An 11,814-nucleotide genomic window follows, 5' to 3' on the forward strand; every position below is an offset into this window, starting at 1 on the left:
AAGGAAGCGGTGCGACGGCCCCATGACGAGGCGCAGCAGATCCCGCACGACAAAGCCGACGAAACCGATCGAGCCGGCAACCGCAACGGTCGAACCGCAGGCGGCGGCGACCGCGACGATGACGATCTTCTTCAGCCGCTGCACCGGTATTCCCATGTGGAAGGCCGCCGCATCGCCGAGCACCAGTGCGTCGAGCCCCCGCGCCACGAAGGGCATGATGAGCATCACCGCGCCGATGAAAGGCAGAATGGACAACACCCGGCCGAACGTGGCGCCGCCGAGCGAGCCGAGGCTCCAGAAGGTAATGTCGCGCAGCTGCCGGTCGTCGGCCATGACGATCATCAGGCCCATCAGCGCTGCCGAAAGCGCACCGATCGCAATGCCGGACAGGATCAGAGCCGTCGTCGACGTCCGCCCGTCGCGGGTGGCGATGAGATAGAGCGCCCAAGTGTTGAAGAGACCGCCGAAGAAGGCCATCAGCGGCAGGAACTGGTTGCCGAGCAGCATGGCGACCGGCGCCAGAATGCCGTTGCCGAGCACGATCGCCGCAACCGCGGCAAGTCCCGCGCCAGAAGTCACCCCGACGATGCCGGGATCGGCAAGCGGATTGCGGAACAGGCCCTGCATCATCGCGCCTGAGACGGCAAGCCCGGCGCCGACCAGCAGGCCGAGCGCGGTGCGCGGCAGGCGGACCGCTTCGAGGATCACCCGTTCCTGTGTAGACAGGCTGGCGCTGTTGCCGGTCGCATAGGTCCAGAGATCGCGCAGGCCGACGCCGGTCGGGCCGATACCGAGCGAAAGCAGGCACGCGGCAAACAGCATAACCGCCAGGAGAAGAAGCATGACGACGCCCTGGCGGGTCCGGTCTCCATCCTCCGCCGGCCGGAACGGCATCGCCAGCGCCTTCATCATCAGTTGATCGCCCCGGGATAGATCCGGGCGGCGAGCGAGCGGGCAGCGTCCGGGGTGCGCGGGCCGAAACCGAGCAGCAGCAGGCCGTCCATGGTGACCAGCGCCTTGTTGGCGGCAGCCGGCGTCGTCTGCATCGACGGCATCGCAAAAACCTGTTCCGGCGTCATGACGTGATCGCCGCGCGACATGGCGAGCACGACATCCGGCTTGGCCGCGATCACGGCTTCGTCGGCGAGCGGCTTGTAGCCGTTGATCGTCGGCGCGGCATTGATACCGCCGGCCATTTCGATCACCGCGCCCGCTTCCGTATCGGCACCGCCGGCCATGACGCGGTTATTGGTGAGCGACAGCACGAACAGGACCTTCTTCTTCGGACCGGGAAGCTGAGCGACGTCAGCGGCGAGCTTCTTCAGCCCCTCTTCCGTCTTCACGGCAAGCGCCTCTGCCTTGTCGGAAAGCCCGACTGCCGCTCCCACGTCGCGGATCTTCCTGCCGATCGCATCCGCCTTCGGCGGTGTCGGGATGACCACCATCGGCACTTCGCTGGCTTTGAGGATTTCGATGACCGGCGGCGGGCCGGAATCCTGCTCCATCAGGATCAGATCGGGCTTCTGGCCGAGAATGCCTTCCGCAGACAAGGCGCGCATGTAACCGACGTCCGGCTTGGAGTTGGCCGCATCCGGATAGAAGCTCGTCGAGTCCCGTGCTACGATCCGGTCCTCGGCGCCAAGCGCATAGAGGATCTCGGTGATCGTGCCGCCGATGGAAACGATCCGCTTGGCCTCCGGATTGCCCTTGTCGGATGCAGCCGCGACGCCCGCGACGAGACCGGTGCCCAGGAGGACGGCTGTGAAAAGCCCCCTCAAGGTGAAGGAAGACCCCATGATACCCTGCTCCTTGTCTGCTCAAATCGAGGCGTAATATGCCTCGGGTCCGCCTGGCCGGCGGATATAACTTGAGTTGACTACGCAAGTTTTTTAGGCTTTTCAAGGGGACCGGCCGCAGATATCTTGAGCCGAAAGTGAAACTTTAAGTGAGGGACTATCCATGTACATCGCCATGAACCGATTCCGCGTCGTGCCGGGTTATGAAGAGGCGTTCGAAGCCATCTGGCGCGGCCGCCAGGGCCGGCTTGCAGAACTGCCCGGTTATGTGGAGTTCCATATGCTCAAGGGCCCGAAGGCGGAGGATCACACCCTCTATGCATCCCATACCGTGTGGGAAACCTTCGAGGACTTCCAGGCCTGGACAAAGTCGGAACAGTTCCGCGCGGCCCACGCGAATGCCGGCAACAACCGCGGCAAGGTGGAATATCTCTCGGGTCCGCATTTCGAAGGTTTCGAAGTGATCATCCACGAAGACAAGAACGGCGTGCGCGCCGACGCTGCTGCCTGAGGTCCCGATGAACGCCGTTTCCGAAATCAGCCCGGACCGTCGCCGTCGGGCTCTCGCCGCTCTGGCGGAGAAGCCCGACGGCGTCGTCGAGGCGATCGCCGCCAATGCCGACGTGACGCCCGCCGAGATCCTCGAAATCCTGCCGAAAGGCGCGGCGATCATCGCCGACAAGGAGAGGTTCGCCGACATCTGGGCCGAGATGAGCACCTGGGGGGAGGTTCTTTTCATCGTCCATACCGAAGACATCGTGCTGGAGGCCGAAGGCAGCCTGCCGATGGGTTCGGAAGGCCACGGATGGTTCAACATCCACGGCGACAGCCCGATCGGCGGTCACATCAAGAAGGATAACTGCGCGTCGGTGACCTTCGTCGATCGTGCCTTCCACGGCCGTCGCTCCTGCTCGGTCTGGTTCATGAATGCCAAGGGTTCGGCGATGTTCAAGGTCTTCGTGAAGCGGGATGCCGCACGCGAACTGATCGCCGAGCAGCTTCAGAAATTCGAAGCACTGCGCGACAGCTACGCCTGAGCAGTGACCGTTCCGTGAGTTTTGGTGATTCGGACGAAAAATAACCGTTCGAATCACTTTTCAGCGGAACCTTTCCTTTTCTCGTGCATTTGCAGCGTCATGGCAGGCCTTGCGAAGCAGGCTGGCGGCTGCGTTACGATCGTTTCAGCCCCCCGTACCGCCCCTTGAGGTGATTGTCATTGAATGAGGCGCCGCCGCGCCATAGGCGGACCGATCGCTTGGCCATGAGGCAGAGAAGAGCGATCCTTAGCGGCGCGGCGCGCCTCATCGACTTTTCCAGCCTCATCGAGGCTCACTCATCGAGACTTGAAAGACGCGCTAGAGAGCCGGCACCCATTTCCAGAAAACGCCTTCCATACGCTCCGGATAATATTTGAACTCGCATTCGAAGCGGCGGCCGTAGGCTTCCGCCGCCTTCAAGGCTGCCTCGCTCACGGGGTTCATGCCCGTTCCGGGCGCAAACCAGTCTTCCATCAGGTCGTCCGGAATATAGACGCCGATCCTCAGCGGCAGGGCGGTCAGCGTCTTGTCGAGTTCTTCAGGCGGTATGGTTTCAGGCGGCATGACTTTTCCTCCTCCACGAAAAGACGAACGTCCCAAAGAACGTCCGTCTTTCCGCGAAGTTCCGGTCTCGGACCGGCAGCCCGATCTGGCGTCTCGGCAAATCGGGTATCTCGTCAGTGATGGGCGGCGTGGTCGGGCTTGCCCTTGCGCTTGGTCGAGGCGAAATCTTCAAGCTGCTTTTCGCTCATGGATTTCTCCATGCCCTTCGAAGCGCCCTTGAGTTCGCTCTTCTTCATATCGCCGCGTTTGGCCGCAAGCGCTGCGCCGGCTGCCTTCTGCTGTGCTTTGGATTTCGCTGGCATGTCTGCCTCCTGAAGTTTGCACGCTTAATCAACAGTCAGCCGCGGCTTTGGTTCCCGCCTAGGCCACCGGCGGAACCTGTTGCGTTGCCAACGGTTGAGAGATGAGCCCGGATGGATGTCTGGAATGGCTCGACATCAGAGAAAGGAACCATCGCCATGGACGCCAAACGCCCAGCTGCCGACAGCGGCAAGACCCCAGCCGACGACAACAAGACCAATGATGCGCTCCAGGAGCAATTGGACGACGAACAACTGGACACCACCAACCCGGAAGCGCTGAAGGAAGCCGCAAGGCTCGGCGGCAGCGACGCCTATCTGGTCGAAAGCGATCTTGAGGACACGGACGGGCGCGAAGACGGCGACCAGCCGGACGGCCGCGCCAGCCCTATGGCGAATGCCGATAATCCCGAACGGTGAAGCGCCAGCACAGTCGCAATGACCCAAGAACGGAACCTCCGGGCATGCCCGGGTGTTCCTCTGCGCGAAGCCACATTTCGGAGATCCGTAATGAATGCTGAAGCGAATGCCGCGCAGAACCTGCCGAGGGAGAAGGCTACCCATCCGGTCGACACCATGCCGGGAATGGAGGTGAAGGCTGCGCCGACGCTTGCCGACGCGGATTCCGAAGCCTTTGTCGCCGAGGCGGTCGAGGATCTGGCCAAGTGCCATATCCCGTTCCTGCTGGCCGGCACGTTCGCCATCAGTGCCTATACGGGCATCACCCGTCAGACGAAGGATCTCGACATCTTCTGCAAGGCCGGCGACTACGCCCGCATCCTCGCCCATTTCAAGGACAAGGGTTATCATATCGAGGTGGAGGACGACCGCTGGCTCGGCAAGGTGAAGAAGGGCCGGCACTTCTTCGACGTCATCTTCGCCGCCTCGAACGGCACGATGCCGATCAGCGACGCCTGGTTTGAAAACGCCCGCCAGATCGAGATGAACGGCCACAAGGTACGGATCATCGCGCCGACCGAACTCATCTGGTCGAAATGTTTCGTGCAGCTCCGCCACCGCTATGACGGCGGCGATATCGTCCATATGATCCTGCGCGCTCATGACCAGATCGATTGGGAACGGCTGCTGAGCCATATGGAAGTGCATTGGGAAGTGCTGCTGATCCACCTCTTGAACTTCCGCTGGATCTACCCGACCGAGCGCGACAAGGTGCCCGACTGGCTTCTGGACGAACTGCTCGACCGCCTGAAGGCGCAGCGCGAACTGCCGCTGCCGCAGATGAAGATCTGCCGCGGTCGCATGTTCAGCCGGGTGGATTTCGAGATCGACGTCAAGGAATGGGGTTTTGCAGACGTCGGCGGCGAAGGCGACCTTCGCGACGGCGTCGAAGAGGAAATGGCCGAAGGAGGCTTAGCGTGAGCAAAGCAACCGACGCGAAGAGCGTCACCGTCCAGACGGAAACAAAAAAGGCTGACAGCGACAAGGCATCGACGAAGAAGGCGAACGGCAAGCAGCGGATCGCAGCGATGGGCGACCTGCATATCAAGGAGCACGGTTCGGCGTCCTACAGGGAGCTGTTCAGCGAAATCTCGCAGGCTGCCGATATCCTGGTACTGACCGGCGACCTGACCGATCTCGGCAAACCGAAGGAGGCGGAAATACTGGCGGCCGATCTGCGCTCCTGCTCGATCCCGATCGTCGGCGTGCTCGGCAATCATGATTACGAATGCGGCTGCGTCGAGGAGGTCACCCATATCCTGAAGGATGCCGGCATCCACCTGCTGGAAGGCCAGGCCGTCGAGATCAATGGCGTCGGCTTTGCAGGCGCCAAGGGTTTCGCCGGCGGTTTCGGCCGCCACATGCTCGGCTCGTTCGGCGAGCCTGCCATTAAGGCCATGGTCACCGAAAGCGTCGAGGAAACCATGAGGCTCGAAAACGCGTTGCGCCAGGTTCGCTCGGAACGGGCCATGGTCATTCTGCACTACGCGCCGATCCGCGAGACCGTGATCGGCGAGCCGGAGGAGATTTATCCGTTTCTCGGCTCGTCGCGCCTTGCGGAAACCATCGACCGTTTTCCAGTCTCTGCCGTGGTCCACGGCCATGCCCATCGAGGCACTTACGAGGGCAAGACGCCCGGCGGCGCCCCGGTCTACAATGTCGCCTCGCATATCGAGAAGCCGACCGGAAAGCCGTATGCGCTGCTCGAGCTTTAGGCCGTTATCGCGACCAAACTCCTCTGGACAGGACACCGGGCGGGAGGCCTAATTGTTCATCTAGGCTCGCTGAGTGCCGGATCGCGTCGGCATTTTGAAAGGGGCAGCTGGCGGGTGGAGTAAATCTCCCGGACGATTTCGTCCTTGCCAGTCGAAACGTTCATGCAAAAGCAGGCGTAGCCATGGCTGTAGTTTATGGTCACATGCTCGCCTTCAGCCATGTCCTTGATCTTGTCCATGCCTTTGGCTTCGTAGCCGCCCTGAAGCATGATTAGCCATTCATTCTGGGCATCGATCAGCGTCCAGTTGCGCGGCGTCGGATTGACCAGCCAGCCGCAACGCGTTTCGGCAAGCGCCGCCGCCGGCACAAGCAAGCATGAAAAGCATATCGCAAATAGTTTCTTCATCATCGCCTCCCGTTCAACACAGGAATACGCTGCGGCGATCCACGCGTCCACGGCGATTTGCTACCGATATGCTCACATATGCAACGCATGTCCCAGCGCCTTCATCGCAGCCTCCGCAAAAGCCTCCGATTGCGTCGGATGCGCGTGGATCGTCCCGGCGATATCCTCCAGCCTCGCCCCCATCTCGATCGCCAGCCCGAAGGCAGCCGAGAGTTCGGAGATGCCAGCGCCGACAGCCTGGATTCCGAGCACAAGGTGGTTGTCGGCCCGCGCCACGATGCGGACAAACCCTTCCTCTGCCGATAGCGTCATCGCGCGTCCGTTGGCGGCGAACGGAAACTGACCGACCTTGATCTCGCGGCCCTGCGCCTTCGCCTCGTCCGGCGACAGGCCCACGGAAACGATTTCCGGATCGGTGAAGCAGACGGCCGGGATGGCGCGCTTGTCCCAGGGACGGCGCTTGCCGGAGACGATCTCCGCCACCATCTCGCCCTGCGCCATTGCCCGGTGCGCCAGCATAGGCTCGCCGGTCACGTCGCCCACCGCATGGATGCCGCGCATCGAGGTGCGGCACTGCTCATCGACCTTCAGGAACCGGCCGTCCATGTCGAGCTCCAGCTCTTCACGGCCCCAGCCTTCGGTCACCGGCTTGCGTCCGACCGTGACGAGGATCTTGTCGGCAGCGATGCGTTTCTCCTCGCCGGAGCCGGTCTCCGCCAGCAGCGCCTCTCCATTCGAAGACAGGCCCTTGACCTTGGTGCCGAGCAGGACCTCGACGCCCAAAGCCGCGAGCCGCTTGGCGACCGGCTGGGTAAGCTGCGTATCGTAGAGCGGCAGGATGCGGTCGAGCGCTTCGACGATCGTCACCTTCGCTCCGAGTTTGGCAAAGGCGAGCCCGAGTTCGAGGCCGATATAGCCGGCACCAACCACTGCAAGCTTTTGTGGTACCTCGGTCAGGGACAGCGCGCCGGTCGAGGAAATGACCTTGCCCTCGAACGGCAGCATCGGCAATTCGACCGGCGCAGAACCGGTGGCGATGACGATATTTTCGGCGCGGATGACCTGCTCGCCCGTCTCGGTCTCCACCGCGACCGTCTTGCCATCCCGGAATTTTGCCCGGCCGACGACGATCTTGACGCCAGCCTTCTTCAGGAGGCCCGCGACGCCCAGCGTCAGCCGGCCGGTAATGCCGTCCTTCCAGGTCATGGTTTTGGCAAGGTCGATCGCCGGATTGTCGGCCTTGATGCCCATTGCATTTTTGCCCGCCGCCATCGCGACGGTCTTCGCGAAATCGTCGGCCGCATGGATGATTGCCTTGGAGGGAATACAGCCGATATTGAGGCAGGTACCGCCCGGCTTCGCCATCTCGACGATGACCGTGTCGACCCCCAGCTGGCCGGCCCGGATGGCGCAGACATAGCCTCCCGGACCGGCCCCGATGACGAGGAGCTTGCAGGTGATCTCTTTCATTGTTCTTCTCTCACCTCACTCCTCGACGAAGATTAGCGCCGGTGTTTCCATCAACGCCTTCAGGCGCTGCACGAAACTCGCGGCATCCCAGCCGTCGATCACCCGGTGATCGAAGCTGGAGGACAGGTTCATCATCTTGCGCGGCACGAATTGCGTCCCGTCCCAATGCGGCCGGACGGCGAGCTTGTTGACGCCGATGATCGCCACTTCCGGATGGTTGATGACCGGCGTCGAGACGATGCCGCCCATCGCGCCGAGCGAACTGATGGTGATCGTCGAACCGGACAGTTCCTCGCGCAGCGCGGTACCGTTCTTGGCCGCTTCGCTTAAGCGTGCCACTTCCCGGGCGCAGTCGAAGATGTCGCGCGCCTCGGCGTGCCTGACAACCGGAACGACGAGGCCCGAGGGCGTCTGCGCCGCGATGCCGATATGCACGCCGCCATATTGGCGGATGATGCCGGCCTCGTCGTCGTAAAGCGCATTGATGCCCGGCTGTTCGGCGATCGCCTTGACCATCGCCCGCATCAGGAAGGGCAGGATGGTGAGTTTCGGCCGACCGGGCTTCTGGGTGCCGTTCATGCGGGTCCGCAGCTCTTCCAGCGCGGTCATGTCGACCTCTTCCACATAGGTGATGTGGGGGATGCGGGATTTCGACAGCGCCATCTTTTCAGCGATGCGGCGGCGCAGGCCAACCACCTTGACCTCCTGGACCGCCTTGTTCGGCTGCAGCCCGGCAGCGACACCTCCGCCGCCGCCCTGGCTGTTCAGGAACGTGTCCAGATCCTCATGGGTAATGCGGCCGGCCGGGCCAGTGCCCGGCACTTGCCGAAGGTCGATGCCCGCCTCCTTCGCCCGAAGACGAACGGCCGGCGGCGCCAGCGGCTTTTCTCCCTCGGCACGGGGGACTCCGACATCCCTCGGAACAGATGATGCGGCTGGCTTCTGAGGAATAACCTCAGCAGGCTTCGGCCTTTCCACTACCGGCTCGGACTTCTTCTGCGGTTCAACGGACAAAGCCTCCGGCTGGACCAGCGGAAGCTCGATCTCCGGCTCCTCCTCACCGTCGACGGCCTCGCCCACGGTCCTGATCTTGAGGATGACGGTGCCGGTTGCAATGATGTCGCCGATCTCGCCGTGCCGGAAGGTCACCTCACCTTCCACGGGCGACGGGATTTCGACGGTCGCCTTGCCGGTCATCACGGCCGCCAGCACCATGTCTTCGCGGACCAGATCGCCGACATTGACGTGCCATTCGACCAGTTCCGCTTCCGCGACGCCTTCGCCGACATCCGGCAGCTTGATGAGTTTTTCCGCCATGTCTCAGGCCTCCATCATGTCGCGCAGCGCCCGGCCGACGCGGGCCGGGCCTGGAAAATAATCCCATTCCTGCGCATGCGGATACGGCGTGTCCCAGCCGGCCACCCGGCTGACCGGGGCTTCGAGGTTGTAGAAGCAATGCTCCTGCACCAGCGCCGCCAGTTCCGCGCCAAAGCCGGAGGTGAGCGTCGCCTCGTGCACCACCATGCAGCGACCGGTTTTCTTCACCGAAGTGACGATCGTATCGAGGTCGAGCGGCATCAGGGTGCGCAGGTCGATCACCTCGGCGTCGATACCGGTCTCCTCGGCCGTCGCTTCCGCCACATGCACCATCGTGCCATAGGCGAGCACGGTCACCGCCGAACCCGGCCGCCGCACCACCGCCTTGCCAAGCGGCACGACATAGTGCTCGGCGGGCACCTCCCCGAGCGGATGGCCGGCCCAGGAGGTTACCGGCCGATCGTGATGGCCGTCGAACGGGCCGTTATAGAGCCGCTTCGGTTCGAGGAAGATCACCGGATCCGGGTTCTCGATCGAGGCGATCAGCAGGCCCTTGGCGTCATAGGGATTGGAGGGCACCACCACCTGCAGCCCGCAGACGTGAGTAAACAGCGCCTCCGGGCTCTGGCTGTGCGTCTGCCCCCCAAAGATGCCGCCGCCGGTCGGCATCCGCACGGTGATGCCGCAGGTGAAATCGCCGTTGGAGCGATAGCGCAGCCGCGCCGCTTCCTGGGTGAGTTGGTCGTAGGCCGGATACATGTAATCGGCGAACTGGATCTCGACACAGGGTTTCAGCCCGTAGGCGGCCATGCCGATCGCCACGCCGACAATGCCGGATTCGTTGATCGGCGCATCGAAACAGCGCGTCTTGCCGTATTTCTGCTGCAGGCCCTGGGTGCCACGGAAGACGCCGCCGAAATAACCGACATCCTCGCCGAAAACGACCACATCGTCGTCGCGCTCCATGGAGACATCCATGGCGCTGCGGATCGCCTCGATCATCGTCATGCGCGGCATGGGCGGGCCTCCCGGAAAAGGTTGGCATCGAGATCGGAGGAAGCAAGACCCCTTCTGGCCTGCCGGCCATCTCCCCCACAAGGGGGGAGATAACTCGTAGCACTGCCCCATTTTACATCAGGCGACATCGAGGCCGGGTTAGCCCCTCCCCCTTGTGGGGAGGGGTTGGGGAGGGGTCTTTCAAGATCAAAAGGAACCATCATCACACCCCCGCCTGCTGCCGTTGCCGCTTCAGATGCGGCGGCATTTCAGCATAAACACCTTCGAACATGTCCCGCATCGACGGCCGGCCGCCGGAATGCAGCGTGCCGTGGCGCTCCGCTTCCTTCTGGGCGGCGACGACCGTGTCGCGGATTTCCGCTTCCATCTGGCGATGACGTTCCTCGCTCCAGGTGCCGATGCGGATCAGGTGGTTCTTCAGCCGGATCACCGGATCGCCGAGCGGCCAGGCCTCGGACTCCTCCTTCGGGCGATAGGCGGAGGGATCGTCTGAAGTGGAATGCGCGCCGACGCGGTAGGTGACGTATTCGACCAGCGTCGGGCCGATATTGCGTCGAGCCCGCTCCGCCGCCCATTTGGCGACCGCGTGCACGGCGAGATAGTCGTTGCCGTCGACGCGCAGCGATGGCAGGCCGTAACCGAGGCCTCGGGCGGCAAAGGTGCCCGATCCGCCGCGCGCCACGCCCTGAAAGGTCGAGATGGCCCACTGGTTGTTGACGACATTGAGGACAACAGGCGCCCGGTAGGTGGAAGCAAAGACCAGCGCCGAATGGAAATCCGACTCGGCCGTCGAGCCGTCACCGATCCAGGCCGCAGCGATCTTGGTATCGTTCTTGATCGCCGATGCCATGGCCCAGCCGACGGCCTGCACATATTGCGTGGCGAGATTGCCGGAGATCGTGAAGAAGCCGAACTTCTTCGACGAATACATGATCGGCAACTGCCGCCCCTTCAGGGGATCGGCGTCGTTGGAATAGATCTGGTTCATCATGTCGACCATCGGATAGCCGCCGGCAATCAGCAGGCCTGCTTGGCGATAAGTCGGAAAGTTCATGTCGCCCGGGAGAAGCGCCTTACGGAAGGCGCAGGAGACCGCCTCCTCGCCGAGATGCTGCATGTAGAAGGAGGTCTTGCCCTGCCGCTGCGCCATCAGCATGCGGCTGTCGAAGACGCGCAGCAGCATCATGTGCTTGAGGCCCTCCATCAGTTCCTCTGGCGTCAGCGACCCTGCCCAGGGACCGACCGCCTCGCCCTCGCGGTCGAGCACACGGATGATCGAATAGGCGAGGTCGCGGATTTCCTTCGGATCGACGTCCACCTCCGGCCGCCGCACCGAGCCTGCCTTCGGGATCGGCACATTGGAAAAATCCGGCTTGCCGCCCGGCCGCACTTCCGGCTCCGGCACATGCAGGCTCAGCCTCTGTCCATCCGTCATTCGTTTCTCCTCCCAAAGAACCGATCAAATCAGTCGTTCAACGCGGCGCCATCCTGAGCGCTCCGTCGAGACGGATCACTTCGCCGTTCAGCATCGGGTTTTCGATAATGTCGCGCACCAGCCGCGCAAATTCCGCCGGCCGGCCGAGCCGCGGCGGAAACGGCACCGACTTGCCGAGCGAGGCACGCACCTCGTCGGAAAATCCGGCCATCATCGGCGTTTCGAAAATGCCGGGCGCGATCGTCATCATGCGGATGCCGTCGCGGGCCAGCTCGCGAGCGATCGGCAGGGTCATGCC

At 62.9% G+C, this 11,814-nt stretch carries 15 protein-coding genes; 5 read left to right on the forward strand and 10 right to left on the reverse strand.

Annotation, left to right across the window (positions count from 1 at the left end):
* Nucleotides 1-912, reverse strand: a 912-nt coding sequence (locus tag MOV61_RS23935) for an iron ABC transporter permease (RefSeq protein WP_247138377.1), incomplete at its 3' end; no start/stop codon positions are given.
* The gene (locus tag MOV61_RS23940) at nucleotides 912-1,796 is read right to left on the reverse strand and encodes a hemin ABC transporter substrate-binding protein (protein ID WP_247138378.1); all 885 of its coding nucleotides are present in this window, start codon (nucleotides 1,794-1,796) and stop codon (nucleotides 912-914) included. The genes MOV61_RS23935 and MOV61_RS23940, both read right to left, overlap by 1 nt.
* Before the next feature lie 163 nt (nucleotides 1,797-1,959).
* Between MOV61_RS23940 and MOV61_RS23945 the strand changes: the two genes are divergently transcribed.
* A complete protein-coding gene (locus MOV61_RS23945; protein ID WP_037076909.1) occupies nucleotides 1,960-2,307 on the forward strand; it encodes an antibiotic biosynthesis monooxygenase in 348 nt (115 codons plus the stop codon).
* 7 nt (nucleotides 2,308-2,314) lie between these two features.
* Nucleotides 2,315-2,833 carry a heme utilization cystosolic carrier protein HutX gene (gene hutX / locus MOV61_RS23950; protein ID WP_247138379.1) on the forward strand — a complete coding sequence of 173 codons (519 nt, stop codon included), beginning with the start codon at nucleotides 2,315-2,317 and terminating at the stop codon, nucleotides 2,831-2,833.
* 318 nt (nucleotides 2,834-3,151) lie between these two features.
* Here hutX and MOV61_RS23955 read toward each other — a convergent pair whose 3' ends face one another.
* Together MOV61_RS23955 and MOV61_RS23960 are read right to left on the reverse strand one after the other, a co-directional pair.
* Nucleotides 3,152-3,397, reverse strand: a complete 246-nt coding sequence (locus MOV61_RS23955; protein ID WP_247138380.1) for a hypothetical protein — start codon at nucleotides 3,395-3,397, stop codon at nucleotides 3,152-3,154.
* Nucleotides 3,398-3,510: 113 nt separating this feature from the next.
* Nucleotides 3,511-3,699: a DUF3008 family protein gene (locus MOV61_RS23960; RefSeq protein WP_038544703.1), complete on the reverse strand. Its 189-nt coding sequence runs from the start codon at nucleotides 3,697-3,699 to the stop codon at nucleotides 3,511-3,513.
* A 156-nt stretch (nucleotides 3,700-3,855) separates the two neighbouring features.
* Here MOV61_RS23960 and MOV61_RS23965 point away from each other — a divergent pair, with 156 nt between their 5' ends.
* The 3 genes from MOV61_RS23965 (at nucleotide 3,856) to MOV61_RS23975 (ending at nucleotide 5,870) form a co-directional block, all read left to right on the forward strand.
* Nucleotides 3,856-4,116: a hypothetical protein gene (locus MOV61_RS23965; RefSeq protein WP_247138381.1), complete on the forward strand. Its 261-nt coding sequence runs from the start codon at nucleotides 3,856-3,858 to the stop codon at nucleotides 4,114-4,116.
* Between the two features lie 165 nt (nucleotides 4,117-4,281).
* On the forward strand, nucleotides 4,282-5,076 hold the full coding sequence (locus MOV61_RS23970; protein ID WP_038549547.1) for a nucleotidyltransferase family protein: 795 nt from the start codon (nucleotides 4,282-4,284) through the stop codon (nucleotides 5,074-5,076).
* Nucleotides 5,077-5,183: 107 nt separating this feature from the next.
* Nucleotides 5,184-5,870: a metallophosphoesterase gene (locus MOV61_RS23975; protein WP_038549548.1), complete on the forward strand. Its 687-nt coding sequence runs from the start codon at nucleotides 5,184-5,186 to the stop codon at nucleotides 5,868-5,870.
* A 56-nt stretch (nucleotides 5,871-5,926) separates the two neighbouring features.
* Here the strand turns inward: MOV61_RS23975 and MOV61_RS23980 are convergent, their stop codons facing one another.
* From MOV61_RS23980 to MOV61_RS24005, 6 genes are all read right to left on the reverse strand, one after another.
* On the reverse strand, nucleotides 5,927-6,328 hold the full coding sequence (locus MOV61_RS23980; RefSeq protein ID WP_408962422.1) for a DUF4087 domain-containing protein: 402 nt from the start codon (nucleotides 6,326-6,328) through the stop codon (nucleotides 5,927-5,929).
* A 21-nt stretch (nucleotides 6,329-6,349) separates the two neighbouring features.
* Nucleotides 6,350-7,747: a dihydrolipoyl dehydrogenase gene (gene lpdA, locus MOV61_RS23985; protein ID WP_247138382.1), complete on the reverse strand. Its 1,398-nt coding sequence runs from the start codon at nucleotides 7,745-7,747 to the stop codon at nucleotides 6,350-6,352.
* Nucleotides 7,748-7,762: 15 nt separating this feature from the next.
* Nucleotides 7,763-9,064, reverse strand: a complete 1,302-nt coding sequence (locus MOV61_RS23990; protein ID WP_247138383.1) for a dihydrolipoamide acetyltransferase family protein — start codon at nucleotides 9,062-9,064, stop codon at nucleotides 7,763-7,765.
* Between the two features lie 3 nt (nucleotides 9,065-9,067).
* Nucleotides 9,068-10,081: an alpha-ketoacid dehydrogenase subunit beta gene (locus tag MOV61_RS23995; RefSeq protein ID WP_247138384.1), complete on the reverse strand. Its 1,014-nt coding sequence runs from the start codon at nucleotides 10,079-10,081 to the stop codon at nucleotides 9,068-9,070.
* Nucleotides 10,082-10,283: 202 nt separating this feature from the next.
* A complete protein-coding gene (locus tag MOV61_RS24000; protein ID WP_247138385.1) occupies nucleotides 10,284-11,516 on the reverse strand; it encodes a 3-methyl-2-oxobutanoate dehydrogenase (2-methylpropanoyl-transferring) subunit alpha in 1,233 nt (410 codons plus the stop codon).
* A 37-nt stretch (nucleotides 11,517-11,553) separates the two neighbouring features.
* On the reverse strand, nucleotides 11,554-11,814 hold a 261-nt coding region (locus MOV61_RS24005; protein ID WP_247138386.1), incomplete at its 5' end, for an SDR family oxidoreductase.

The organism is Neorhizobium sp. BETTINA12A, from assembly GCF_023006485.1.
GTDB lineage: Bacteria > Pseudomonadota > Alphaproteobacteria > Rhizobiales > Rhizobiaceae > Neorhizobium.

Excerpts from the sequence above, each read along its gene's own strand:
- hutX (WP_247138379.1), top strand. The coding sequence starts at position 2,315 with ATGAACGCCGTTTCCGAAATCAGCCCGGACCGTCGCCGTCGGGCTCTC.
- MOV61_RS23975 (WP_038549548.1), top strand. The coding sequence starts at position 5,184 with ATGGGCGACCTGCATATCAAGGAGCACGGTTCGGCGTCCTACAGGGAG.
- lpdA (WP_247138382.1), bottom strand. The coding sequence starts at position 7,747 with ATGAAAGAGATCACCTGCAAGCTCCTCGTCATCGGGGCCGGTCCGGGA.
- MOV61_RS23945 (WP_037076909.1), top strand. The coding sequence starts at position 1,960 with ATGTACATCGCCATGAACCGATTCCGCGTCGTGCCGGGTTATGAAGAG.
- MOV61_RS24000 (WP_247138385.1), bottom strand. The coding sequence starts at position 11,516 with ATGACGGATGGACAGAGGCTGAGCCTGCATGTGCCGGAGCCGGAAGTG.
- MOV61_RS23960 (WP_038544703.1), bottom strand. The coding sequence starts at position 3,699 with ATGCCAGCGAAATCCAAAGCACAGCAGAAGGCAGCCGGCGCAGCGCTT.
- MOV61_RS23990 (WP_247138383.1), bottom strand. The coding sequence starts at position 9,064 with ATGGCGGAAAAACTCATCAAGCTGCCGGATGTCGGCGAAGGCGTCGCG.
- MOV61_RS23995 (WP_247138384.1), bottom strand. The coding sequence starts at position 10,081 with ATGCCGCGCATGACGATGATCGAGGCGATCCGCAGCGCCATGGATGTC.
- MOV61_RS23940 (WP_247138378.1), bottom strand. The coding sequence starts at position 1,796 with ATGGGGTCTTCCTTCACCTTGAGGGGGCTTTTCACAGCCGTCCTCCTG.
- MOV61_RS23970 (WP_038549547.1), top strand. The coding sequence starts at position 4,282 with ATGGAGGTGAAGGCTGCGCCGACGCTTGCCGACGCGGATTCCGAAGCC.
- MOV61_RS23955 (WP_247138380.1), bottom strand. The coding sequence starts at position 3,397 with ATGCCGCCTGAAACCATACCGCCTGAAGAACTCGACAAGACGCTGACC.
- MOV61_RS23965 (WP_247138381.1), top strand. The coding sequence starts at position 3,856 with ATGGACGCCAAACGCCCAGCTGCCGACAGCGGCAAGACCCCAGCCGAC.